This window comes from Orlajensenia flava (assembly GCF_004801905.1).
Taxonomy (GTDB): domain Bacteria; phylum Actinomycetota; class Actinomycetes; order Actinomycetales; family Microbacteriaceae; genus Orlajensenia; species Orlajensenia flava.
In genome coordinates, this window is record NZ_SSSN01000001.1 from 18,447 (window position 1) to 41,550 (window position 23,104).

Annotated in this window: 22 protein-coding genes and 1 riboswitch; of the genes, 8 read left to right on the plus strand and 14 right to left on the minus strand. The window is 69.5% G+C overall.

Translation table 11 applies throughout. The features are described 5' to 3' along the window. Positions 1-22: 22 nt before the first annotated feature. On the minus strand, positions 23-1,489 hold the full coding sequence (locus E6C70_RS00095; protein ID WP_328590784.1) for an MFS transporter: 1,467 nt from the start codon (positions 1,487-1,489) through the stop codon (positions 23-25). Between the two features lie 207 nt (positions 1,490-1,696). Between E6C70_RS00095 and E6C70_RS00100 the strand changes: the two genes are divergently transcribed. The 3 genes from E6C70_RS00100 to E6C70_RS00110 are packed head-to-tail and all read left to right on the plus strand — an operon-like array spanning position 1,697 to position 5,143. Continuing rightward, complete coding sequence (locus tag E6C70_RS00100) at positions 1,697-3,169, plus strand: NAD-dependent succinate-semialdehyde dehydrogenase (RefSeq protein ID WP_136421067.1); 1,473 nt, start codon at positions 1,697-1,699, stop codon at positions 3,167-3,169. 13 nt (positions 3,170-3,182) lie between these two features. Beyond that, complete coding sequence (locus E6C70_RS00105) at positions 3,183-4,355, plus strand: thiolase family protein (RefSeq protein ID WP_136421170.1); 1,173 nt, start codon at positions 3,183-3,185, stop codon at positions 4,353-4,355. 2 nt (positions 4,356-4,357) lie between these two features. After that, on the plus strand, positions 4,358-5,143 hold the full coding sequence (locus tag E6C70_RS00110; RefSeq protein ID WP_136421069.1) for an SDR family NAD(P)-dependent oxidoreductase: 786 nt from the start codon (positions 4,358-4,360) through the stop codon (positions 5,141-5,143). Here the strand turns inward: E6C70_RS00110 and E6C70_RS00115 are convergent. The 3 genes from E6C70_RS00115 to E6C70_RS00125 are packed head-to-tail and all read right to left on the minus strand — an operon-like array spanning position 5,124 to position 7,943. Then, a complete protein-coding gene (locus E6C70_RS00115; RefSeq protein WP_136421071.1) occupies positions 5,124-6,095 on the minus strand; it encodes an HAAS signaling domain-containing protein in 972 nt (323 codons plus the stop codon). The genes E6C70_RS00110 and E6C70_RS00115 overlap by 20 nt on opposite strands. Next, positions 6,092-6,433: a PadR family transcriptional regulator gene (locus E6C70_RS00120; RefSeq protein ID WP_136421073.1), complete on the minus strand. Its 342-nt coding sequence runs from the start codon at positions 6,431-6,433 to the stop codon at positions 6,092-6,094. The genes E6C70_RS00115 and E6C70_RS00120 overlap by 4 nt, the downstream gene beginning before the upstream one ends. 46 nt (positions 6,434-6,479) lie before the next feature. Next, on the minus strand, positions 6,480-7,943 hold the full coding sequence (locus E6C70_RS00125) for a helix-turn-helix transcriptional regulator (RefSeq protein WP_136421075.1): 1,464 nt from the start codon (positions 7,941-7,943) through the stop codon (positions 6,480-6,482). 105 nt (positions 7,944-8,048) lie between these two features. Here E6C70_RS00125 and E6C70_RS00130 point away from each other — a divergent pair, with 105 nt between their 5' ends. Continuing rightward, positions 8,049-9,914 (plus strand): phosphoenolpyruvate carboxykinase (GTP), encoded by a 1,866-nt coding sequence (locus E6C70_RS00130; RefSeq protein WP_136421077.1) that lies wholly within the window; start codon positions 8,049-8,051, stop codon positions 9,912-9,914. A 133-nt stretch (positions 9,915-10,047) separates the two neighbouring features. Here the strand turns inward: E6C70_RS00130 and E6C70_RS00135 are convergent, their stop codons facing one another. The 4 genes from E6C70_RS00135 to E6C70_RS00150 form a co-directional block, all read right to left on the minus strand. Then, positions 10,048-11,988, minus strand: coding sequence for an ABC transporter ATP-binding protein (locus tag E6C70_RS00135; RefSeq protein ID WP_136421079.1), 1,941 nt, complete (start codon positions 11,986-11,988; stop codon positions 10,048-10,050). A 56-nt stretch (positions 11,989-12,044) separates the two neighbouring features. After that, the gene (locus tag E6C70_RS00140; RefSeq protein WP_136421081.1) at positions 12,045-12,260 is read right to left on the minus strand and encodes a hypothetical protein; all 216 of its coding nucleotides are present in this window, start codon (positions 12,258-12,260) and stop codon (positions 12,045-12,047) included. 139 nt (positions 12,261-12,399) lie between these two features. Beyond that, a complete protein-coding gene (locus E6C70_RS00145; RefSeq protein WP_136421083.1) occupies positions 12,400-13,296 on the minus strand; it encodes a carbohydrate kinase family protein in 897 nt (298 codons plus the stop codon). Continuing rightward, positions 13,280-14,188: a pseudouridine-5'-phosphate glycosidase gene (locus E6C70_RS00150; protein ID WP_136421085.1), complete on the minus strand. Its 909-nt coding sequence runs from the start codon at positions 14,186-14,188 to the stop codon at positions 13,280-13,282. The genes E6C70_RS00145 and E6C70_RS00150 overlap by 17 nt, the downstream gene beginning before the upstream one ends. Positions 14,189-14,279: 91 nt before the next feature. Here E6C70_RS00150 and E6C70_RS00155 point away from each other — a divergent pair, with 91 nt between their 5' ends. From E6C70_RS00155 to E6C70_RS00170, 4 genes are read left to right on the plus strand one after another with little or no spacing between them, the layout of a single operon-like run. After that, a complete protein-coding gene (locus E6C70_RS00155) occupies positions 14,280-15,206 on the plus strand; it encodes an ABC transporter ATP-binding protein (protein WP_136421087.1) in 927 nt (308 codons plus the stop codon). A gap of 10 nt (positions 15,207-15,216) precedes the next feature. After that, on the plus strand, positions 15,217-16,053 hold the full coding sequence (locus E6C70_RS00160) for an ABC transporter permease (protein WP_136421089.1): 837 nt from the start codon (positions 15,217-15,219) through the stop codon (positions 16,051-16,053). Continuing rightward, positions 16,050-16,883, plus strand: a complete 834-nt coding sequence (locus E6C70_RS00165) for an ABC transporter permease (RefSeq protein WP_235833205.1) — start codon at positions 16,050-16,052, stop codon at positions 16,881-16,883. Before E6C70_RS00160 ends, E6C70_RS00165 begins: the two co-directional genes overlap by 4 nt. A 50-nt stretch (positions 16,884-16,933) precedes the next feature. Beyond that, on the plus strand, positions 16,934-17,425 hold the full coding sequence (locus tag E6C70_RS00170; RefSeq protein WP_136421091.1) for a DUF2269 family protein: 492 nt from the start codon (positions 16,934-16,936) through the stop codon (positions 17,423-17,425). An 11-nt stretch (positions 17,426-17,436) separates the two neighbouring features. Here the strand turns inward: E6C70_RS00170 and ribH are convergent, their stop codons facing one another. The 6 genes from ribH to trpS all read right to left on the minus strand — a co-directional run bounded on the left by ribH (position 17,437) and on the right by trpS (position 23,077). Further along, entirely contained in the window at positions 17,437-17,907 is a 471-nt protein-coding gene (gene ribH / locus E6C70_RS00175; RefSeq protein WP_136421093.1) for a 6,7-dimethyl-8-ribityllumazine synthase, read from the minus strand. Continuing rightward, the gene (ribA, locus tag E6C70_RS00180; RefSeq protein WP_136421095.1) at positions 17,904-19,202 is read right to left on the minus strand and encodes a GTP cyclohydrolase II; all 1,299 of its coding nucleotides are present in this window, start codon (positions 19,200-19,202) and stop codon (positions 17,904-17,906) included. Before ribA ends, ribH begins: the two co-directional genes overlap by 4 nt. Beyond that, entirely contained in the window at positions 19,199-19,864 is a 666-nt protein-coding gene (locus E6C70_RS00185; RefSeq protein WP_136421097.1) for a riboflavin synthase, read from the minus strand. The genes ribA and E6C70_RS00185 overlap by 4 nt, the downstream gene beginning before the upstream one ends. Before the next feature lies 1 nt (position 19,865). Continuing rightward, positions 19,866-20,903 (minus strand): bifunctional diaminohydroxyphosphoribosylaminopyrimidine deaminase/5-amino-6-(5-phosphoribosylamino)uracil reductase RibD, encoded by a 1,038-nt coding sequence (gene ribD / locus E6C70_RS00190; protein WP_235833206.1) that lies wholly within the window; start codon positions 20,901-20,903, stop codon positions 19,866-19,868. A gap of 81 nt (positions 20,904-20,984) precedes the next feature. Next, positions 20,985-21,104: riboswitch (FMN riboswitch) on the minus strand. 240 nt (positions 21,105-21,344) lie between these two features. Next, positions 21,345-22,070: an HAD family hydrolase gene (locus E6C70_RS00195; RefSeq protein WP_136421099.1), complete on the minus strand. Its 726-nt coding sequence runs from the start codon at positions 22,068-22,070 to the stop codon at positions 21,345-21,347. Beyond that, a complete protein-coding gene (gene trpS, locus E6C70_RS00200) occupies positions 22,070-23,077 on the minus strand; it encodes a tryptophan--tRNA ligase (protein ID WP_136421100.1) in 1,008 nt (335 codons plus the stop codon). The genes E6C70_RS00195 and trpS overlap by 1 nt, the downstream gene beginning before the upstream one ends. Positions 23,078-23,104: the final 27 nt, after the last annotated feature.

Below are 23,104 nucleotides of genomic sequence, written 5' to 3' on the forward strand. Positions count from 1 at the left end.
TGTCCTTCCGTCGTCGTCGAGATTACCCCTTGCCGCCGTCCTCGCTCGTGTTCGCGTCGACGCTCAGCGGCGTGGCGATGTCCTCGAGTGATCGTCCCTCGGCGTTGACGCCCAGGAACACCTCGACGAGGCCGGCGGCGATCATCAGTCCGGCCCCGATGTAGTAGCCCAAGGCGACCGCATCGATGCCCTGACCGATGAACTGGCCGAACAGGATCGGGCCAATGATGCCGCCGAGTCCCGTGCCCACCGCGTAGAAGAACGCGATCGCCATCGCGCGGGTCTCCATCGGGAAGATCTCGCTCACGGTGAGGTAGGCGGCGCTGGCTCCCGCCGAGGCGAAGAAGAACACGATCACCCACGCGATGGTCAGGGTGACCGCGTCGAGAATGCGGGCCTGGAAGAGGATGCCCGTGCCCACCAGCAGCACGCCCGAGCCGATGTAGCAGCCCGAGATCATCACCTTGCGGCCGATGGTGTCGAACAATCGCCCGAGCAGCAGCGGACCGAGGAAGTTGCCGACGGCGATGGGCAGAAGCGACCATGGCGCGATGTCATCCGGGACGTGGAACAGCTTGGTGAGCACGAGGGCGTAGGTGAAGAAGACGGCGTTGTAGAGGAAGGCCTGGCCGATGAAGAGCGAGAGGCCGAGGACGAAGCGCTTGGGGTACTTGGTGATTCCGACCTTGACGATCTCACCGAAGCCTGTGCGCTTGCGCTGGGTGACCTTGATGGTCTGGTCGACCTTGTCCAGGTCCTTGCCGGTCGAGGACTCCACCTGCTTCTCGATGCCGTCGACGATCTCCTCGGCTGCGCGCAGGTCGCGATGGATGAACATCCAGCGGGGCGACTCGGGGACGTTGCGGCGAACCAGGAGGATGGTGAGTCCCAGCACCGCCCCGAGCCCGAAGGCCAGCCGCCAGCCGAGCTCGGGCGGGAAGATGGCGGTGTTGAGCAGGAACACGCTGAGCACGGCGCCGAACGCGGTCCCGAGCCAGTACGAGCCGTTGATGGCCAGGTCGATCGTGCCGCGATGCCGGGCCGGGATGAGCTCGTCAATGGCGGAGTTGATGGCGGCGTACTCCCCGCCGATGCCGGCTCCGGTGAAGAACCGGCAGACGAAGAAGAACAGCGGGTTGAACGAGAAGGCGGTGGCGACGGTGGCCAGCAGGTAGAGGCCCAGCGTGATGATGAACATCCGCTTGCGGCCGAACCGATCGGTCAGATAGCCGAACACGAGGGCACCGCAACACGCGCCAGCGACGTAGATCGCCGCCGCCAGGCCGATCTGGCCGGTCGTGAGCCCGAGTCCGCTGCTCTTCTCGGTGAGCCGACCGGCGATCGAGCCGACGATCGTCACCTCGAGGCCGTCGAGGATCCAGACCGTGCCGAGACCGATGACGACCAGCCAGTGCCATCTGGCCCACGGCAGACGATCCATCCGTGCCGGGATGTCGGTGGTGATGGTCTGGGACGCCGTCGTCGTCATGCCGTTCTCCTTCGAACCGGCACCACGATAGGCCCGTGCGCCCGCGCGGGGCACCCCTTGCGATCGTCGGGCGAGGGGGTCTAGAGGAGAAGGGCTCTCATCGCGGCCCACGCGGGTAGGGTCGAATCATCGCCGACGGATGCCGTGCCATCCGCCGCGCGCACCCAGCATGACGCAATCGAGCAGCACGCGATCGAGGAGCAACCGATGGCCGATACCACCGAGTCCGAACTGCTGGCCGCAGCGCCGACCCAACTGTTCATCGGCGGCGAATGGGTCGATGCCGAGGGCGGCAAGACCTTCGACGTGCGCGATCCCGCGACCGGCGACGTCCTGCTCTCGATCGCGGATGCGTCGGCCGCGGATGCGATGCGCGCGCTCGACGCTGCCGTCGCGGCGCAGGACGACTGGGCCGCAACGGCCCCTCGCGTGCGCGGCGAGATCCTCCGGAAGGCATTCGATCTTCTCCAGGAGCGCAAGGACGACGTCGCGTTGCTCATGACGCTCGAGATGGGCAAGCCGCTCGCCGAGGCGGCGGGAGAGGTCGCATACGGCGGCGAGTTCCTGCGCTGGTTCAGCGAGGAGGCCGTGCGCATCAGCGGCCGCTACGGCGTGAATCCCGAGGGCACCGGACGCATGATCGTCTCGCAGCACCCGGTCGGGCCGTGCTACTTCATCACGCCGTGGAACTTCCCGTTGGCCATGGCCACTCGCAAGATCGCCCCGGCGCTCGCCGCCGGCTGCACCGTCATCGTCAAGCCGGCCCAGCTCACGCCGCTCACGACGATGTTCGTGGTCGGGCTGCTCGAGGAGGCCGGCCTGCCGAAGGGCGTGGTCAACATCGTCACGAGCTCGTCGTCGTCCGCCGTCTCCGGTCCGATCATCGCCGATCCGAGACTGCGGAAGCTCTCGTTCACCGGATCGACGGAGGTCGGCCGCAAGCTGCTCGAGCAGGCCGCCCCGGGTGTGCTGCGCACGTCGATGGAGCTCGGCGGCAACGCGCCGTTCGTCGTCTTCGAGGACGCCGACCTCGACAAGGCCGTCGACGGAGCCATGCTCGCCAAGTTCCGCAACATCGGCCAGGCCTGCACGGCGGCCAACCGGTTCATCGTGCACGAGTCGGTGGCCGACGCGTTCGCCGAGCGCATCACCGAGAAGGTGAAGGCGATGCGCATCGGCCGCGGAACGGAGAAGGGCGTGCAGATCGGACCGCTCATCGACGAGGACGCCGTCGACAAGGCGGACGAGCTCGTGCAGGATGCCGTGAAGCGCGGTGCAACGCTCGCGACCGGCGGCAAGCGCGTGGAAGGGGTGGGCACGTTCTACGAGCCGACCGTCGTCACCGATGTCGTGCCGGGCAGCGACATCCTCACCACCGAGATCTTCGGACCCGTCGTGTCGATCGTGCGCTTCGCCGACGAGGACGAGGCCGTACGGATCGCCAACGACACCGAGTTCGGTCTGGTGGCCTACGTCTACACGCGCGACCTCGCCCGCGGACAGCGCATGATCGAGAGGTTGCAGACCGGCATGATGGGCCTGAACATGGGCGTCATCTCGAACGCTGCCGCCCCGTTCGGCGGCGTCAAGCAGTCGGGCATCGGGCGCGAGGGCGGCCTCGAGGGAATTCACGAGTACCTCAATGTGAAGTACACCCTCACGCCCGATCCGTTCGCCTGAGGTCGCCGCCATGATGAGGGACGCCGTCATCGTCGACGTCGTGCGCACGCCGAGCGGCCGCGGCAAGCCCGGCGGAATGCTGTCCGGCGTTCACCCGGTCGACCTGCTAGCCGGCGTCCTGGCGACGCTCGTCGAACGCAACGGCATCGACCCCGCGCAGGTCGACGACGTCATCGGCGGGTGCGTCAGCCAGATCGGCGAGCAGAGCTACAACGTCGTGCGGAACGCCGTGCTGTCGGCCGGCTTCCCGCACAGCGTCCCCGCCACCACCATCGACCGGCAGTGCGGCTCGAGCCAGCAGGCCGCGACGTTCGCTGCTCAGGGCGTGCTCGCGGGTGCCTACGACATCGTGATCGCGTGCGGCGTCGAGTCGATGAGCCGCGTCCCGCTCGGCTCGTCGCTCGCAGGGGCGTCGCCCTCCGGCGAGCGCATGCACGAGCGCTATCCCGACGGCTTGGTGAGCCAGGGCGTGTCGGCTGAGCTGATCGCTGCGCGCCACCAGCTCTCGCGAGAGGCTCTCGACGCGTTCGCCGCCGAGTCGCATCGGCGTGCAACGGCGGCGGAGGCATCCGGCGCCTTCTCCCGCGAGGTGATCGCCGTCCCGGGAGTCGACGGCCTCGTCGACGAGACGGTGCGCGCGTCGACCACCGCGGAGGGGCTCGCCGGCCTCACGCCCGCCTTCCGCACCGACGCGCTGGCGGAGCGCTTTCCCGAGATCGACTGGCGAATCACGCCCGGCAACTCCTCTCCGCTGACGGATGGCGCATCCGCCGCCCTCATCATGAGCGCGGCGCGGGCCGATGCCCTCGGGCTCACGCCGCGAGCGCGCTTCTCGTCCTTCGCCGTGACCGGAAGCGACCCCGTGATGATGCTGACCGGCGTCGTGCCGGCGACCCGTCGCATCCTCACGCGAGCCGGCATGCGCATCGAGGAGATCGACGCCTACGAGGTCAACGAGGCGTTCGCATCCGTTCCGTTGTACTGGCTCGCTGAGACCGGAGCAGATCCCGCCCGGCTGAACCCGCGGGGAGGAGCCATCGCCCTCGGGCATGCGCTCGGATCGAGCGGCACGCGCCTGCTGGCCACGCTGGTGTGCGAACTCGAGGACTCCGGCGGCCGGTACGGGCTGCAGGTCATGTGCGAGGGCGGCGGAATGGCCAATGCCACGATCATCGAGAGGATGTAGAGATGCGGATCGACGGATGCTCAGCCATCGTGACGGGAGGCGCCTCGGGACTCGGGCGCGGCACGGCGGAGGTGCTCATCGCGGCGGGAGCACGGGTCGTCATCGTCGACCTGCCGTCGTCGCCGGGGGCGGCGGTCGCCGACGAGATCGGGGCGGTCTTCGCTCCTGCCGATGTGACGGATGAGGCGCAGGTGCGCGAGGCGGTCGAAGCGGCCGTCGCACTCGCGCCGCTCCGCATCACCGTCAACTGCGCGGGCATCGCCACGGCGTCGCGCACGGTCGGGAGGGAGGGTCCGCATCCGCTCGACCTGTTCGAACGCACCCTCCGCATCAACGTCGTCGGCACATTCAACGTCGCCCGCCTGGCCGCCGCCGCGATGGCCGCGAACGAGCCGACGGATGCCGAAAGCCTCCCGGGCATCCCCGCGACGGCGGAGCGCGGCGTCATCGTCAACACCGCCTCCGTCGCGGCGTTCGACGGTCAGATCGGCCAAGCCGCCTACTCCGCGTCCAAGGGTGCCGTTGCGGCGATGACCCTGCCGCTCGCGCGGGACCTGTCGAAGCTGCTCATCCGCGTCGCCACGATCGCCCCCGGCATCATGCAGACGCCGATGATGGCCGGGATGCCCGAAGACGTGCAGCGAGCGCTGGAGGAGTCGATCCCGCACCCCTCCCGCATGGGCACGCCCGCGGAGTACGCCGCTCTCGCCCGGCACATCATCGAGAATCCGCTGCTCAACGGAGAGACCATCCGCTTGGACGGAGCGATCAGGATGGCGCCGAAGTAGCCCGCGCGGCCCGTCGGGCCCTGAGGAATCCGTCGACGCAGTTCCAGCCGCAGACCACGACGATGACAACGGATGAGATCACGAGCGTCGGGACGACCCACGGTTGCGTCGCCGCATCGAGCTGCCATCCGGCGGCGTCCGCGAAGGCCGGGTTGACCAGCTCGGTGCGCTGCGTCAGCAGCACGATCGCGGGGACGGCGAACGCCAGGTTGAGGATGACGTTGATGCTCGCCATCGTCGTCGTCCAGCCCCGCCGGTAGACCACGAGGGCGAACGCGCTCCACGCGACGGCCAGGACGATCGACCACGTCAGGATGAATCCCCACAGGCTCGGGTTCAGGAAGGGGATGCCCGATCCGTCGTCCGTACGGAACAGGGTGCCCTGCTGCTGCCAGATGAGGGCGCCGATGGCGAGCACGGCGAACACCACGGTGCCGATGAGCTCGCCGACCTCTTCGCGCGGACGCGAGGGCAGGTCGGGGAGGCGGTCGGGGGACCAGGAGCCGAAGTCGGGCTGGCGCGATGCGGGCAGCCGGTCGATGACGGCGAAGAGCAGCGTGGGCCAGAAGCCGAGGTGCACCGCTGCGTTCACGGAAACGGCGATCGCCGCCCCCAGCGCTCCGCCGAACGACGGGGCGACGAACACCTGCACGGCGAGGTTCGCGACGAACACGATGGGCAACACGATCGTGTACAGGACCTTGAGCAGCCGGATGTAGACGAGGTAGGTGCGCGGACCGATCAGAGCCAGCGGTCGGTCGAGGTAGGTCGCGGCGAGCCGTTCGGGGTCGCCGAGCTCGAGAAGAGCCTCGCGCTCGGGATCGCCGGCGTTGGCGTGCGCGTCCGTCGCATCGGTGACGAGCGCGCGCACCTCCCGGTCGAGTTCTCGCCGCTGCTTCTCGGGTGCGGTGCGGACGACGGCCCAGACGTAGCGGTCGGTGAGAGTGGTCATGATCGGTCTCCTCGGACGAGGCTCGTGACGGAGGCGTCGAGACGTTTCCAGTCCTCGACGAGGTCGGCGGCGAGCAGCTCGCCCGCCCCGCTGGTGCAGTAGAACTTGCGAGGCCGCGCCTCGTCGGTGTTCCACTCGCTCGTGAGATGGCCCTGCGCCTCCAGGCGACGCAAGAGAGGGTAGAGCGTGTTGGCATCCGTCACGAAGCCGAGGGCGTCGAGGCGGGTCAGCAGCGAGTATCCGTAGTCGGGCGTCCGCAGCTGCAGCAGGCACGCGAGCACGACGGTTCCTCGACGCAGCTCCTGAAGGTGCCCGGCTGAGGCGTCGTCCCGATCCATGTGTCACACCATACTGTGTGATACACACTAATGCAACGGACAAGCCTCACGGTGTGGCGTGGGCCTCCAGGAATTCGTAGACCGAGGCGTCGTCAACTCCCGGGAAGGTTCCCGATGGCAGAGGGGAGAGGATCTGGGCATGCAGGCGAGCGCTGGGCCACGCCTGCCCTGCCCAGCGTTCGGCGAGCCCGGCCGGAGCACGTCGACAGCAGGACTCGTCGGGGCACCGCGACTCCGCCCGCACGGTGGTCTCCCGTCCGCGGAACCACTTGGCATCCGCGAACGGCACGCCGACCGTGATGGAGTACTCGCCCGACCCGGATGCGCGCTGTGCAGCGTCGGCACGACCGGTCTGCGTGGCGCACCAGAACGTGCCGGCCGGGGTGTCGGTGTACTGGTAGAACTCGGTCGTGCGATTGGTGTGGGTGAAGGCGCTGCGCGCGCTCCACTCCTTGCACACCCACTGGCCCTCGATGGAGCCGGTGACGTCGGTGGGCAACGGGATGCCGTCGTTCTCGTAGCCCTTGAGCAGGGCGCCATCGCCGCTCACGCGCAGGAAGTGCATGCGCATGTCGAGATGCACGGTCGCCAGGTTGGTGAACCGGAGCGCGGCTGCCTCGTGGGTCACGCCGAACGCGTCGCGGAAGTCCTCCACGGCAAGGCGCTTGTCCTTCTTCGCAGCGGACAGGAAGGCGACGGATGCCTCGAGCGGCATGAGCGCGCAGGCGGCGAAGTAGTTGATCTCCAACCGCTGCTGCAGGAACTCGGCGTAGCTCGCGGGTCGCTCGTGGCCGAGGAGACGGTGGGCCATCGCCTGTAGAGCCATCGAGCGAAGACCATGGCCCCCGGGGATCGACGCAGGAGGCAGGTAGATGCGGCCGTTGGCGATGTCGGTGATGGAGCGGGTGGAGTCGGGCAGGTCGTTCACGTAGAGCAGTTGGAAGCCCAACTGCTCCGCCATCACGCTCACCTCCCGGTGGGTGAGGGCGCCACTGCGGTGTCCGGCGGACCGCACCTGCTGCTCGGCGAGCCGCTCGATCTCGGGGAGGTAGTTGTCGCGCTCGCGCATCCGTTCCCGCAGCTCCGTGTTGGCCCGGCGCGCCTCCTCGGGCGTGGCGATCGCCTCGGAGGCGCGGCGCTGCAGCTCGCGGTGCAGCCCGATCACCGCGGCGAGGGCCTCGTCGGGCATGCCGCGCCCGGGCCTCACGGCCGGCAGCCCCAGCGAGGCGTACAACGGCGATCGCTGAGCCGCGGCGAACTCGAGCTCGAGGGCGGCCCGCGGGTTGGGCGGTTCGGCGGCAAGCAGCGTCGCCAGCTCGACCTCGAGCGCTCCGGCGATCGCCTGGAGCGTTCCGACGCGCGCCTCGCGCTTGCCGTTCTCGATGAGGGAGAGCTGGCTGCCGGCCAAGCCGACGCGCTCGCCGAGCTGGTCCAGGGTGAGGCCGCGCTCCCCGCGGAAGTGGCGGATGCGGTGTCCGAGGGTCGCCAGTTCGGAGGTGCGAGGCGTCATGAATTGACAATACCGAAACTTCGGCGATTCTTAACGGGTGACCGGGCTGCTGCCGCCGCCGAAAGTCTCGCAGGCTTAAGGGGAACCGGCGACAGAAAGGCCACCATGACCATCTCGGAGACCCCCACCGGCACAGCATCCACCGGATCCTCTCGCTCGGATGCGAGCGGTACGAGCGATCGCGGCCTGCGCTCCTGGGTGGCCGACATCGCGGCGATCACGATGCCCGACGACATCGTCTGGTGCGACGGGTCGCTCCGCGAGGCTGACCGGCTCACTCGTCTCCTGGTCGCCGAGGGCAAGCTCATCAGGCTCAACCCCGAGTGGCGGCCGAACAGCTACCTCGCCCGCACGGATGCCGGTGACGTGGCGCGCGTCGAGGACCGCACGTTCATCTGCTCCACCTACGAGGAGGACGCCGGACCCACCAACAACTGGCGCGACCCGCGGGAGATGCGGGCTGAGCTCACCGATGTGTTCACTGGTTCGATGCGGGGACGCACGATGTACGTCGTGCCGTTCTCGATGGGCCCGATCGGCGGCCCCATCTCGCAGCTCGGCGTGGAGATCACCGATTCGCCGTACGTCGTTCTCTCGATGGGGGTCATGACCCGCATGGGCGATCGCGTGTACCGGCAGATCGAGGCGGGCGAGCCGTGGGTGCGCACTGTGCACAGCGTTGGCTACCCCCTGCGCGACGATCGCGGATTCCGTCGTGACGACGCCGACTGGCCCTGCAACGAGGACAAGTACATCGTGCAGTTCCCCGACTCGCGCGAGGTCTGGTCGTTCGGCTCGGGATACGGCGGCAACGCCTTGCTGGCCAAGAAGTGCTTCGCGCTGCGAATCGCGTCGGTGATGGCTCGAGACGAGGGCTGGATGGCGGAGCACATGCTGCTCATCAAGGTGACGTCGCCCGAGGGTCGCAGCTACCACATCGCTGCGGCGTTCCCGTCGGCGTGCGGCAAGACCAACCTGGCGATGCTGCGTCCGTCGCTGCCGGGCTGGCAGGTCGAGACCATCGGCGACGACATCGCCTGGATGCGTCCCGGTGACGACGGCCGGCTCTACGCGATCAACCCCGAGGCGGGCTTCTTCGGCGTCGCTCCCGGAACGGGCGAGTCGACCAACCCCACCGCCGTGCAGACGCTGTGGGGCAACACCATCTTCACGAACGTGGCGCTGCGCGATGACGGCGACGTCTGGTGGGAGGGCCTGACGGATGCGCCCCCGGCGCACCTCATCGATTGGGAGGGGCGGGACTGGACGCCCGGCTCCGGACGACCGGCAGCACATCCCAACTCCCGGTTCACGGTCGGGGCGGCCCAGTGCCCGTCGATGGCGGACGACTGGGAGGAGTTCGGCGGGGTGCCCGTCGACGCCATCCTGTTCGGAGGGCGACGGGCCACCAACGTTCCGCTGGTCGCCCAGGCCCGCTCGTGGAAGCACGGCGTCTTCATGGGGGCGACCATCTCGTCCGAGCAGACCGCTGCGGCCGAGGGGACCGTCGGGGAGCTGCGGCGCGATCCGTTCGCCATGCTGCCGTTCTGCGGCTACAACATGGCCGACTACTGGGCGCACTGGGTCAGGATGGGTCGCACGCTCGGCGAGAACGCCCCGGCGATCTTCCAGGTGAACTGGTTCCGCAAGGGCGACGACGGCTCATTCCTGTGGCCCGGGTTCAGCGAGAACGCGCGGGTGATCGAGTGGATCGTGCGCCGGCTCGAGGGTGCTGCGGATGCAGATCTCACTCCCATCGGGCTGCTCCCGGCCGCCGGGTCGCTGGACGTCGAGGGTCTCGACCTGACGGATGAGGCGCTCGAGCAGCTGTTCGAGGTCGACGTGACCTCGTGGCTCGAGGAGTGCCGGATGACGGAGGAGTACTTCGAGCTCTTCGGCTCCCGGGTGCCCGCCGCACTGCGCTCGGAACTGGCGAGCATCCGCTACCACCTGGCGCAGCAGGAGGCCTGAGCCCGCACGGTGGCCCGTGCGCTCGTTGCGCTGCTCGATCGGACGGATGCTGCTGCCGAGGCGTCGGCATCCGTCCGTTCAAGCAGCGTGAGCCGCGGCGTCGTGGCGAGTGCGCTCGCCTGGACGGTACGGCTCAGACCAGCAGCTGGTGGCGGGCGAGCTCCCGGTAGAGCGGCGTGCTCTCCACCAGCTCGGAGTGGGTCCCGGTGCCGATCACCCGGCCGTGGTCGAGCACGACGATGCTGTCGGAGTCGACGACCGTCGAGAGGCGGTGCGCGATCACGATGAGCGTCCGGTTCTCGGCCACGGCATCGATCGCGTCGCGCATCAGCTGCTCGTTGACGCCGTCGAGGCTCGAGGTCGACTCGTCGAGCAGCAGGATCGGCGGGGCTGCGAGGAGAGCGCGAGCAATCGCCAACCGCTGACGTTCGCCGCCGGAGAGCATGACGCCGTCCTCGCCGACCGGCGCGTCGAGCCCAGCGGTGTCGCGATCGAGCACCTCCGAGAGGTTGACGGCGCGCAGTACCGCGATGCAGTCCTCGTCGCTGGCCTCCGGGCTCGCGAGGGTGAGGTTGTCGCGGATCGAGCCGGCCAGCGCCGGAGCATCCTGCTCGACGTAGCCGATCTGCGCGCGGAGGTCGCCACGGTCGAGCGAGCGGATGTCGAGCCCGCCGAGACGCACCTCGCCCGCCGTTGGGTCGTAGAACCGTTCGATGAGTGCGAGGATCGTCGACTTGCCGGCGCCCGACGGGCCAACGAGGGCCGTGCGGCGACCGCGGGGCACGACGAACGATACACCGTCGAGGACGGGGGGTCGCACCCCGGCCGGAGCGTCGCCGGAGTGGGCGGCGACGGCATCCGTTCCCCGCCTCTCCGCATCGTCGACTATCTCGTCGAGGGCGGCGAGCGGGTCGCGCCCCGGCACGGCGGCCGGCTCGGCGATCACCGGTGTGGAGGGGTAGGAGAACGACACACCGACGAATTCGATGGCGTCGGCCTCGGGTCGCACGGCGGCGTTCGCCGGGCCGATGATGATGGCCAGCGGCGCGATGTCGCGGTCGATGGCGTCCTCGGACGGGAGCTCGATGATCTCCTGGATGCGGCCGAGTGCGCCGAGCGCGGAGTTGACCGACGTGAGTGCGCCGAACGCCTGGCCGAGCGGGGAGATCAGCATGAAGAGCAACATGATGAACGCGACCAGGCTGCCGATGGTCAGTGCGCCCGACGCGACGCGGAAGCCTCCGAGTCCGAGCACCACGAGCAGCGAGACCTGCAGGGCGATCCCCGCCACCGGCACGACGAGCGCGGAGATGCGGGCGACCTTGACGCCGGCGTCGTAGGCTCCGACGGCGTGGGCCTCGACGGCGGCGATCTCACGGTCGGTCGCTCCGGCGGCTCGCACCGTGCGCACCGCGCTGATGCTGCGCTCGACGCCGGATGCGAGATCGCCGACCTTTTCCTGCGTTACGAGGCTCGCCTCGCGGATGCGCCGGGAGAGCAGGACGACGACCACCACGGAGACCGCGATGACGAGCACGGTCGCTCCGAGCAGAACAGGGTCGATGACGAGCATCGCGATGAGCGCTCCGACGAACAGGAGTGCCCCGCCGATGCTGTCGACGAGACCCTGCGTGAGGACGGCGCGGAGGAGCGTGGTGTCGCTGCCCACGCGCGAGACGAGGTCGCCGGTGCGGCGCCGGTCGAACTCCGCGATGGGCAGGTGCAGCATGCGGGCGACCAGGTGTCGACGACTGGAGAGCACCACGGACTCGCCCGTTCGCTGCAACAGGTAGTGCTGGTAGCCGCTGATGAGCGCCGCGACCACGACCAATGCGATGAGCAGGGCGACGAGGTTGCCGAGGTCCACCCCGGCCTGCACACGCGTGATGAGGCGGCTCACGAGCAGGGGCTGGGCCAGGCTCGCCGCTGCCCCGACGACGCTGAGTGCGACGACGATGCCGAGCACCTTCTTGTGTTCGAAGAGGTAGGGGAGTAGCTGCGAGAACGTCGCCCGAGGGCCGTCCGTGGCCTTGCGCCGGCCGAGTCCGCGCGTGCGCGTGGAGGTGTCGCTCATGGTGTCTTCCTGTTCGGGCGCGGCGGGCCGATGCCGGCCGCCGTTCGGGGCTGCGCTCAGGCGCGGCCGTACTTCTTGTGCACGGCCTGCTTGGTGACCTCGAGGGCGAGGGCGATCAGCTGCCAGCTCGCACCGGCGGTGCGGGCGCGGCGGACGGCGATGGCCTCGACACGGTCGAGTTCACGGTGCAGGCGATGGATGGCGCGAAGTGCGTCGATGGGGTCGTCACTTCCCGCGCTGGCGGCGAGGGTGTGAATAGTGGTGACGTCCATGTCGTCAACCATAGTTGACTTGATCCTGAGAGTCAACTCAGGTTGACGCGATCCCGCCGTGTGAAGGCGCCGGCCTCGTCGTTTCGCGCCAGTCCGGTGCTCGACGCCCGCTCGCCTTCACATCGATGGCGAGTCGCCTTCACACGGCGGAGCGGGTGGACGCCCCCGGACTGGCGAGGACGGATGCGGCCCGGCCGTGGCCCGATAGGCACGCCACCTCGGGCGATGCGCCGCCGAGGAGGGCCGTGAGGAACCCGGCGGCGAACGCGTCACCGGCGCCGGTCAGGTCGCGGATGCCGGTGACGGGTGGCACCGCGACGTGGGTGACATCCGTCCCGCGCAGGATCGCGGTCGGTCGCGGGCCGTTCTTGACGATGACGACGGTGCGCTCGGGCACCGGGAGGCTCCGTCCGGGCCGGATGCCCAGTAGGGCGGACTCCTCGGCGTTGGCGATGAGGTAGTCCGGGGCGATGTCGGCGAGTCTCTGCAGGCAGGCATCGACACCGAGTGCGTTGATGAGCCCCGTCGACGATGCGTCGATCGAGAGGCTGGCTCCCGTGGATCGCGCCACGTGCAGCGCGTCGAGGACGGCAGAGCGCATCGGTTCACCGGCGAAGCCGTAACTCGGGGCGTGCAGGTGAGCGATGCCGTCGAGCCAGGCGGGGTCGACGGCATCGAGCAGCCCCGCTGCCCCGCGGTCGGGGAACATCGTGCGTTCGCCCTCCGTGTCGACGAGCAGCACCACCGTGCCCGTGCTGCCGGTGCGCTGCAGTCGGGCGTCGACCCCGTGACGGGCGAGTTCGGCGGCGAGAGCGTCGCCCGCCGCGTCCCGCCCGACGCATCCGATGAACCGTGTCGGCCACGATGCCGCTGCGAGGGCCGCGACGTTCGCGCCACTGCCCCCGCGGGCCCGGAAGACGCGCGATGCCGTGTCGGTCGCCGGGCGGATGGGCTCGTCGAGCCAGACGACGACGTCCTCGACGATGTCGCCGATCACGGCGAGCGCGCGGCCCGACCGCTCAGCCGGCGATGGCACGGGCGATCTCGGCGCCGAGGGCCACGTTGCCGCGGTAGACCTCCAGATTGACCTCGAGGCTCTCGCCGCCGGTCGCCCGCTGCAGGTGGTCGAGCAGGAACGGGGTGATGTCGTGCCCCGTCACCCCGGCCGAGCCGGCAGCGGCGAGAGCCTCGTCGAGCACGCGGTCGTGCAACACGGGGTCGAGCTGGCGGTCGGCGGCGACGGGGTTGGCGATCAGCACCGCGGACTCGAGGCCGAGGGCGTCCCGGATGCGGGCGAGCTCGGCCGCTTCCTCCGCGCTGTCGACGCTGTACTCGACCGCGTGGCCGGAGTCCGCGACGTAGAAGCCGGGGTATCGGGTGGTGCGGTAGCCGACCACGGGGATGTTGAGGGTCTCGAGGCGCTCGAGGGTCGCTGCGACATCGAGGATCGACTTCACCCCGGCGCTGACGACGGTGATGGGGGTTCTGGCCAGCGTGCCGAGGTCGGCCGACTCGTCGAAAGTCTCGCTGGCGCCGCGGTGGACACCGCCGAGTCCGCCGGTGGAGAACACTCGGATGCCGGCCCGATGCGCCAGCCACGCCGTCGCGGCGACAGTCGTGCCGCCGTCGAGGCGTCGTAGTACGGCCGGCGGCAGGTCGCGGACGCTCACCTTTGCCGCATCCGTCGCCGCCAGGCGCTCGATCTCGTCGGATGTCAGGCCGACCGTGGGAACGCCTCTCACGACGCCGATCGTCGCCGGCACCACCCCGGCGCCGCGCACGGATGCCTCGGCCGCGAGCGCGGTCTCGAGTCCGCGGGGATGAGGGAGTCCGTGCGTGAAGATCGTCGACTCCAGCGCCAGGATGGGCAGGCCGTCGGCCGCCGCTGCGCGCACCTCATCGCTGATGCGGACGGGGGAGTGCTCCATCCGCTCATGTTAGGGGTGATCGTCGCCCGACGCGGCTCTCGCCGAGGAAAGCGCCGCCCGGAGCGTCGGCGGCATGCGTTAGCGTTTCACCGTGCCAGAGCCCGTCATCGTCGCCCGCGACCTCGTCAAGACCTACGGCGAGCTGTCGGCCGTCGACGGCATCTCGTTCGAGGTGGCCGCCGGCGAGTCCTTCGGATTGCTCGGGCCGAACGGTGCGGGCAAGTCGACGACGATGCGCATGGTCGGCGCCGTCTCGACGCGCACGAGCGGCGAGCTGAGCATCCTGGGCCTCGACCCCGACGGCAGCGGGCCCGAGATCCGCTCGCAGCTGGGCGTGGTCCCTCAGGCCGACAACCTCGACACCGAGCTGCGGGTGCGCGAGAACCTGCTGGTGTACGGCCGGTACTTCGGGCTGCCCCGGCGGCAGGTCGCCGCCCGTGCCGACGAACTGCTCGCGTTCGCCCAGCTGGAGGACAAGGGCAAGGCCAAGGTCGACGCGCTGTCGGGAGGCATGAAGCGCCGCCTCACCATCGCCCGTGCCCTCATCAACGATCCGCGCATCCTGCTGCTCGACGAACCCACCACGGGGCTCGACCCGCAGGCCAGGCACGTGCTCTGGGACCGCCTCTTCCGGCTCAAGGAGCAGGGCACCACCCTGCTGCTGACGAGGCACTACATGGATGAGGCCGAGCAGCTCTGCGATCGGCTCGTCGTCGTCGACAAGGGCGTGATCATGGCCGAGGGGACGCCGGCCGAACTCATCCGCCGCTATTCCACGCGGGAGGTGCTCGAGGTGCGGTTCGGCAGTGATCGCAACGCGGCGGTGGCCGAGCAACTGCACGGCATCGGCGAGCGCGTCGAGGTGCTGCCCGACCGCATCCTGGTCTACACCGACAGCGGCGAGGCCGACCTCGTACGCATCACGGAAGCCGGACTCCGACCCGTCACGAGCCTCGTGCGACGCTCGAGCCTGGAAGACGTCTTCCTCCGCCTCACCGGGCGGAGCCTCATCGAATGAGCGATCGTCCGTGAGCGCGCTCGAGACCCGCACGGATGCGCAGGCCGCCATCGCCGCAGCCACTCGACCGCGACGCTGGGGGTTCTGGTACGTCGCCGAGCACCGGTTCCGGGTGATGCGCAGCTACACCGGGACGGTCGTCGTCGCAGGCATCGGCTCGCCCGTGCTCTACCTCTACGCGCTCGGCGTCGGCCTCGCCACCATCGTCGACGCCAGTGGAACCACCATCGGCGGCGTCAGCTACCTCGTCTTCGTCGCACCGGCACTGCTCGCGAGTGCGGGTATCACGGCGGCCACCGAGGAGTTCAGCTATCCCGTCTTCCTCGGCTACAAGTGGAACCCGACCTTCACCGGCATCCACTCCTCGCCCATCACGCCGCACCAGATCGTCGACGGCGTCATCGTCTCCGTCGTCGTGCGACTCACGGTCAACATGGTGCTGTTCTACCTGCTGATGCTCGTGTTCGGGGCGGTGCCGTCCGCGACGGGCTTCCTCGCGATCCTTGCCGGTCTACTCGGGGGTCTCGCCTTCGGCACGATGCTGATGAGCTACACCTCGACCTTGGAGGACGACACCGGGCAGATCGCGATGGTGATGCGGTTCATCGTGCTTCCGATGACGCTGTTCTCCGGCACGTTCTTCCCGCTCGCCCAGTTCCCGCTCTGGCTGCAGTGGATCGGATGGATCTCACCGCTCTGGCACAGCACCGAACTCGCACGAGTGGCGACCTATGGCTACGCGGAGCCGGTGTGGCTGACGGCGGTGCACGTGCTCGTGCTCGTCGGCCTGGCCGTGTTCGGCTGGGTGCTGTCGCGACGGATCGCCGTGCGGAGGCTGGAGAAGTGAGCGCGCCCGTGCGGCAGGAGTCCCTGTCATCGGCGCCCGGCCGACGCGGCGTCGGCAGCCTCTACGCGGGCAACGCCCGCTCGGTCATGCTGCGCGGCTGGGAGGCCACACGCAGCACCAACTGGCTGGTGATCCTCAGCGGACTGTTCGAGCCGGTGTTCTACTTGCTCGCCCTGGGGGTGGGGTTGGGCGCGCTGGTGGGACGGGTGACGACGACCACCGGCGAGCAGGTCTCGTACGCGGCGTTCATCGCCCCGGCGCTGCTGGCCGTGGCCGCGATGAACGGAGCCGTCTACGACTCGACCTGGAATGTGTTCTTCAAGATGCGATTCGCTCGGCTCTACGAGGGGATGCTCTCCACGTCGCTCGGTCCTCTCGATGTCGCGACCGGCGAGATCCTGCTCGCGCTCGCGCGCGGCGCTCTCTACGCCATCGGGTTCCTCATCGTCATGCAGGTGCTGGGGCTCAACCTGTCATGGTGGGCGCTGCTCGCGCTCCCGGCGGTGCTGATGATCGCCTTCGGCTTCGCGAGCGTGGGCATGGCCGTGACGAGCTACATGAAGACCTTCCAGCAGATGGACTGGATCACGTTCCTCATGCTGCCGATGTTCTTGTTCTCGGCGACGTTCTATCCACTCTCGGTCTACCCCGAATGGATCCAGCACGTCATCCAGGCCCTTCCGCTCTGGCACGGCGTCGAGATCGTGCGGGCGCTCACGACCGGCGCCGTAGACGTGGGCATCCTCTGGCACGGGCTCTACTACGCCGTGATGATCGTGCTCGGCCTGGTGTTCACCACGCGGCGCTTGCGCGTGCTGTTCCTCGACTGAACCGGCGGATCAGCGGATGCCGCACGAGGGGCCGCCCCTATGCTGGGGCCATGAACACGCTCTTCAATGTTCTGCACGTCGTGACTGCCGTGTTCATCGTCGGCCCGCTGGCGATCCTGCCGATGACCGCGCTGCGTGCGCTGCGCACCGGGAGCGGCGCTCAGGTCTCCACGCTCGCCACGTCGACCGCCGTGTTCGGGCGGCTGTCGATCGTCGTGGTCATCTTGGGCTTCGCGGTGATGGGCACGAGCGACCCGAAGTACGGCACCTCGGTCACGACGCCGTGGGTGCTGTGGTCGCTCATCCTGTGGCTGGCCGCCGCCGTGGTCAGTGAGGCCGTCGTTGTTCCGTCGATGAAGAAGGCCGCTCGGGCGCTGAGCGGGTCGCCGGACCTCACCGGCGCGGCCGGCGGAGCCGCGACGGCCGGCACTGCGTCGGTCGCGCAGGCGGCCACCGACTTCTACGGACGCATCGCGGCCGGCAGCGGGATCGTCTCGGTGCTGCTCGTCGCGGTGGTGGTGCTGATGGTCTGGAAGCCCTGAGGCGTCAGGCCTCAGCCGCGCAGCGCCTTCAGCGCTCGGACCGTGGCGATGGCGGCGTCCGCCGCCTCCGCGCCCTTGTCCTCCTTCGAGCCCGGCAGTCCGGCCCGGTCGAGCCCCTGCTGCTCGTCCTCGAGGGTGAGGACACCGAAGCCGACAGGCTTGCCCGTGTCGAGAGCGACGCGGGTGAGGCCATCCGTCGCCGCGGACGAGACGTACTCGAAATGCGGGGTGCCGCCGCGGATGATCACTCCGAGGGCGACAACCGCATCCGCTCCCGCCTCGAGGGCGGCCTTCGCGATGACGGGCAGCTCGAAGCTGCCGGGTGCCCGCACGATCCGGTACGACGCGCTGGCGGCCTCCAACGCCCGGACGGCGCCGGCGATGAGTCCGTCGGTGATCTCGGCGTGCCAGAAACCGGCGACGATCACGACGTCGAGGCCGGAACCGTCGGTGTCGAGGGTGGGGGAGCCTGCTCCGCTCATGATGCGTGTCCTTCCAGGAGCCGCTCGGCGGCCGAATCAGTGATCTGGTCCTCGCCACCACCGGGGATGAGGTGCCCCATGCGGTCGCGCTTGGCCTCGAGGTAGCCCTCGTTGAATGCGCCGACGCCGACGATGAGCGGCACCCGCTCGGTTACCGTGACGCCGCGAGCCTCGAGCTGACGGACCTTCTCGGGATTGTTGGTCAGCAGTCGCACCGAGGCGATGCCCATCTCCTCCAGGATGGCCACCGCAGCGCCGTAGTCGCGCGCATCGGCGGGCAGTCCCAGCGCGAGGTTGGCGTCGAGCGTGTCGAAGCCGTCCTCCTGCAGGCGGTAGGCCCGGAGCTTGTTGATGAGGCCGATACCGCGACCCTCGTGACCGCGGAGATAGATGACGACGCCGCCGTCGCGCTGGACGGTGTCGAGGGCGGCATCGAGCTGCGGACCGCACTCGCACTTGAGCGACCCGAAGGCCTCGCCGGTCAGGCACTCGGAGTGCACGCGCACGACCGCGCCGGGAGCCGACGGATCACCCGCGACGAGCGCGACGTGGTCGGCACCGGTCTGGCGGTCCCGATAGGCGCGCACGCGGAACGGGCCGTGCGTGGTGGGCACGGTGGTCTCCACCTCGAAGTCGACGCGAGACGTCTCGGGGATGGGCACGACGACGGGCACGTCGGTGTCGCAGTGCCACTCCTGCAGCCACGCGACGATGGCGGCGACCGTCGTGACCGGAAGGCCGTCGCGCTCGCCGAGCTCGAGGAGTCCGCGCAGGCGCATCATCTCGCCGTCGTCCGCGACGAGCTCGCCGATGACGCCGACGGGGGAAAGTCCGGCGAGCTTGAGCAGGTCGACCGTCGCCTCGGTGTGTCCTCCGCGCTCCCGCACACCCCCGGCGACCGCGCGCAGCGGCAGCACGTGTCCGGGACGGATGAGGTCGCTCGGCTCGGAGGAGGGATCGGCAAGCACTCGTAGCGTGTGGGCGCGGTCGGCCGCGCTGATGCCGGTCGAGAGACGGTCGGCCGCGTCGACGGTGATCGTGTAGGCGGTTCGACGGTCGTCCTGGCTCTGCTGCGTCATGAGCGGCAGTTCGAGCCGGTCGGCGATCTCGTCGGGCATCGGCGCGCAGAGGTAGCCCGAGGTGTTGCGCACCATCCAGGCGATCCACTGCTGGCTGGCGAACTCCGCCGCCATGACGGCGTCGCCCTCGTTCTCGCGCGCCTCGTCGTCCGCGACGATGACGGGCCGGCCGGCGCGCAGGGCGTCGAGGACCTCGGGAATCGTGGCCAGGCTCATCGGATGCTCCTCTCGAGCGGGTTCGAGTCGTCGACGAGCGACGACGGGATGCTGCTGTGCAGGCCGAGCGAGAGCATCCGCTCGACATGGCGGGCCAAGATGTCGGTCTCGATGTTGACCCGGTCGCCGACCACGCGCTCGCCGAGTGTCGTGGCGACGAGTGTCTCGGGGATGAGCGACACCTCGAACCAGCCATCGTCCAAGCCGCCGCCGACCGCGCTGACGGTGAGCGAGGTGCCGTCGATGGCGATCGAGCCCTTGTCGACGACGAGGGGAGCCAGCGCGGCGTCGAGGCTGAGGGTTACGACGCGCCACGCGTCGCCATCCGTCACCGAGAGCACCTGCGCGGTGCCGTCGATGTGCCCCTGCACGATGTGGCCGCCGAGCCGGTCGCCGACACGCGCGGCGCGCTCGAGGTTGACGGCGAGCCCCGCGTTGGCGCCGTCGAGGGTCGACATGGCCAGCGTCTGGGCCATCACGTCGGCGGTGAAGCTGGTCTCGGTCGACTCGACGACCGTGAGGCACACCCCGCTGACCGCGATGGAGTCGCCGTGGCGCACGCCGTCCACGACGGCTGGGCCGTTGACGGTGATGCGGGCCGAGTCGCCGACCCGGTCGACGCGATCGATGCGACCGATCTGCTCGATGATTCCGGTGAACATGTCACTGACCTTTCTCGGGGGCGGCGATGACCAACAGGTCGTCGCCGAGTCTGTGGATGCGCTCGATGCGCAGGCGCGGTGCAGCAGAGAGCGTCGCCACGCCGATGTCCTGCAGGGCGAGGCGCGGGCCGCCGATGAGGACCGGTGCGAGGTAGACGAGCACCTCGTCGACGAGGCCTGCCGCGATGAACGCGCTCGCGAGCGTCGGGCCTCCTTCGACGAAGAGGGAGCGGATGCCGCGATCGTGCAGTGCGCGGAGGTCGGCCGCGAGGTCGTCGCCGGTCACCTGGACGGGCTCGTGCTCGCCGCGGCGCAGGGCGGCGTCGGCGGGGACGGCCCGGTGCCCGAAGACGACCGGCACGGGCTGGTCGGCCAGCAGCGAACCGTCGGCGGCGCGTGCGGTGAGGGAGGGGTCGTCCGCCAGGACTGTTCCGGTGCCGACGGCGATCGCATCAGAGGCCGAACGGCGGGCGTGCACGTCGTGACGAGCCGGCGCACCGGTGATCCACTGACTGCTGCCGTCTGCGGCCGCGGCCCGGCCGTCGAGACTCGATGCCCACTTGACGGTGACGACGGGGCGTCCCAGGCGGGCGGTCGTCAGCCAGTCGCCGAGCAGATCCTCGACCTCGGACGCGAGCACGCCGCCGTCGACCTCGACACCGGCCTCGCGGAGGCGGGTCGCCCCGCCCGCTGCACGCGGGTTGGGGTCGCTGACGGCGTGCACCACGCGGGCGACGCCAGCCGCGATGAGCGCCTCCGAGCACGGGCCGGTGCGCCCGGTGTGATTGCACGGCTCCAGCGTCACCACGGCGGTCGCCCCCTCCGCCGCACCCGGGGCGAGTCGCGACAGGGCATCCGCCTCGGCGTGCGGTGTTCCCGCTCCGCGGTGCCAGCCCTCGGCGATCGTCGCGCCATCGGCGTCCAGGATGACGCAGCCGACCTGGGGGTTGATGCCCCTCGCAGGACCGCGCGCGGCCAGTCGGATGGCGTGCTGCATCGCGGCGACGATCACGTCTTCGCCCAACGGTGCGCTGCTCATCCCGGTCCGATCCATCTCAGACTCCGGGGCTTCACGGCATGGCCGACATCCGTCATCCGCGGTTCGGTGAACACCGGATGACGCGTGCATCCTCCCATCCGGACTTTAACCGTCGGTCCCGGAATTCCACCAGGTCAACCGCTTGCGCGGGTCGCGGACTGTCACCGCCGGTTCGGATTCTCACCGACCCCGGAGCACGTTTCTTGCTTCGATGATAGTTCAACGCCGGGCGGGGCGGGCTATTCCCGTCACCGTACGACCTCCCGTCAGCCGACGGGCGCGACGTGCAGACGCGGCCGTGCCGTGCGGACGCTCCCCGTCAGCGACGTGACGAATATCGTCGGCAAGCCAGTCGACCCCCGACAGATTTCGTCAACTCCCGGGAGGAGGGGTGTTTTTGGCGCCAGCGGACCGAGGCGGAGGGGGTGTGCGACGCGAGTGTCATCTCAGGGCGGCGACGAGGTCATCGAGCGTGCGCAGTTCGATGATGTGGAGGGCGTCGGCTTCGGCGGCGTCGACCGCATCCGGCTTCTCGTCTCGTCGATTGAGCCACACCCCGGTGAGACCGGCGCGAGCGGCACCGATCGCGTCGGTCCTCAGGCGGTCGCCGACGTACGCGGCATCCGTCGCCTCCACCCCGAGCAGCTCGCAGGCGTGCAGGAAGATGCGCGGGTCGGGTTTGGCGACACCGAACGAGCCCGAAGCGACGACCACGTCGACCTGTTCCCACAGCCCGACCCCCTCGAGCTTGCGACGCTGGAAGTCCTCGTCGCCATTGGTGATCACGCCGATGCGGACGCCTGCCTTCACGCTGCGCAGCCCGGCCAGGCAGCGGACGGCGTCATCGTGCAGGAGCCACGCGCTGCGGTAGTGCTCGAAGTAGTCCATGAACCACTGCGATGCCTGCTCCGCCGAGAGCGGGACCCCGTGCGCCGCCGCGAAGTCCGTCGCGCGAGCCCGGCGCTGGCCGTCGTAGTCGAGCTCTCCGGCCAGGTATCGGTGATAGTGGCGCTCCTCCAACGCGTGCCAGAGGGCTACAGCCGACGCGCGATCGCGCGGCTCGATTCCCACCGCGCGCATGTGCTCGACGATGCCCTGCGCTACGGCCTCCCGGTGGGCGAACAGCGTGTCGTCGAGGTCGAAGACGACGGCGTCCGGAAACGCCATCAGCGACGCCGGATGAAGCCGACCCGGTCGTACACCGTCTCGAGCGTGCGCTCGGCGACCGCGGTCGCCTTCTCCGCGCCGATGTCCAGCAGCCGGTCGAGTTCGGCCGGGTCCTCGAGCAGCTCGAGGGCGCGGTCCCGTATCGGGCCGAGCGTGCCGACGACGACATCCGCGAGGTCCTTCTTCAGGTCGCCGTATCCGCGGCCCGCGTACTGCTCCTCCAACGTCGGCACCGCGGTGTCGGTGAGCGAGGAGTAGATGCTCAGCAGGTTGGAGATCCCGGCCTTGTTCTCGGGATCGAAGTGGATCTCGCGCTCGGTGTCGGTGACCGCGCTGCGGATCTTCTTGGCCGTCACGGCGTCGCTGTCCATGATGTTGACCAGGCCGGCGGGGCTCACCGCCGACTTGCTCATCTTCGCCTCCGGGGTCTGCAGGTCGTAGATCTTCGCCGAGGCTTTCGGGATGTGCGCCTCGGGGATGACGAAGGTCTGTCCCAGGCGCGAGTTGAAACGCGAGGCCAGGTCGCGCGTCAGTTCGAGGTGCTGCCGCTGGTCTTCACCCACGGGGACCTTCTCGGTTCCGTACAGCAGGATGTCGGCGGCCATGAGCACGGGGTAGGTGAACAGGCCGACGCTCGTGGCATCCGTTCCGTACCGCGCGGACTTGTCCTTGAACTGGGTCATGCGGCTGGCCTCGCCGAAGCCGGTGATGGAGGACAGCACCCAGGCGAGCTCGGCGTGAGCGGGCACGTGCGACTGGATGAAGAGCGTGCACTCGCTCGGGTCGATGCCCGCCGCGATGTACTGAGCGGCCGTCTGCCGGGTGTTGGCGCGCAGTTGCTGCGGGTCCTGCGCGACCGTGATGGAGTGCAGGTCGACGACGCAGTAGAAGGCGGTGAAGTCGCGCTGCATCGACACCCAGTTCAGCAGCGCTCCGATGTAGTTGCCGAGGTGGAGGGACTCGCTGGAGGGCTGCATGCCGCTGAACAGCACGGGACGGGAGGTCATGAGGGCCTTTCGGGGCGGGCGTGGGGA

Excerpts from the sequence above, each read along its gene's own strand:
- E6C70_RS00125 (WP_136421075.1), bottom strand. The coding sequence starts at position 7,943 with ATGACGCCTCGCACCTCCGAACTGGCGACCCTCGGACACCGCATCCGC.
- E6C70_RS00130 (WP_136421077.1), top strand. The coding sequence starts at position 8,049 with ATGACCATCTCGGAGACCCCCACCGGCACAGCATCCACCGGATCCTCT.
- E6C70_RS00105 (WP_136421170.1), top strand. The coding sequence starts at position 3,183 with ATGAGGGACGCCGTCATCGTCGACGTCGTGCGCACGCCGAGCGGCCGC.
- E6C70_RS00110 (WP_136421069.1), top strand. The coding sequence starts at position 4,358 with ATGCGGATCGACGGATGCTCAGCCATCGTGACGGGAGGCGCCTCGGGA.
- E6C70_RS00185 (WP_136421097.1), bottom strand. The coding sequence starts at position 19,864 with ATGTTCACCGGAATCATCGAGCAGATCGGTCGCATCGATCGCGTCGAC.
- ribD (WP_235833206.1), bottom strand. The coding sequence starts at position 20,903 with ATGAGCAGCGCACCGTTGGGCGAAGACGTGATCGTCGCCGCGATGCAG.
- E6C70_RS00115 (WP_136421071.1), bottom strand. The coding sequence starts at position 6,095 with ATGACCACTCTCACCGACCGCTACGTCTGGGCCGTCGTCCGCACCGCA.
- E6C70_RS00135 (WP_136421079.1), bottom strand. The coding sequence starts at position 11,988 with ATGAGCGACACCTCCACGCGCACGCGCGGACTCGGCCGGCGCAAGGCC.
- ribA (WP_136421095.1), bottom strand. The coding sequence starts at position 19,202 with ATGAGCCTGGCCACGATTCCCGAGGTCCTCGACGCCCTGCGCGCCGGC.
- E6C70_RS00120 (WP_136421073.1), bottom strand. The coding sequence starts at position 6,433 with ATGGATCGGGACGACGCCTCAGCCGGGCACCTTCAGGAGCTGCGTCGA.
- E6C70_RS00150 (WP_136421085.1), bottom strand. The coding sequence starts at position 14,188 with ATGGAGCACTCCCCCGTCCGCATCAGCGATGAGGTGCGCGCAGCGGCG.
- E6C70_RS00170 (WP_136421091.1), top strand. The coding sequence starts at position 16,934 with ATGAACACGCTCTTCAATGTTCTGCACGTCGTGACTGCCGTGTTCATC.
- E6C70_RS00140 (WP_136421081.1), bottom strand. The coding sequence starts at position 12,260 with ATGGACGTCACCACTATTCACACCCTCGCCGCCAGCGCGGGAAGTGAC.
- trpS (WP_136421100.1), bottom strand. The coding sequence starts at position 23,077 with ATGACCTCCCGTCCCGTGCTGTTCAGCGGCATGCAGCCCTCCAGCGAG.
- ribH (WP_136421093.1), bottom strand. The coding sequence starts at position 17,907 with ATGAGCGGAGCAGGCTCCCCCACCCTCGACACCGACGGTTCCGGCCTC.
- E6C70_RS00095 (WP_328590784.1), bottom strand. The coding sequence starts at position 1,489 with ATGACGACGACGGCGTCCCAGACCATCACCACCGACATCCCGGCACGG.
- E6C70_RS00195 (WP_136421099.1), bottom strand. The coding sequence starts at position 22,070 with ATGGCGTTTCCGGACGCCGTCGTCTTCGACCTCGACGACACGCTGTTC.
- E6C70_RS00100 (WP_136421067.1), top strand. The coding sequence starts at position 1,697 with ATGGCCGATACCACCGAGTCCGAACTGCTGGCCGCAGCGCCGACCCAA.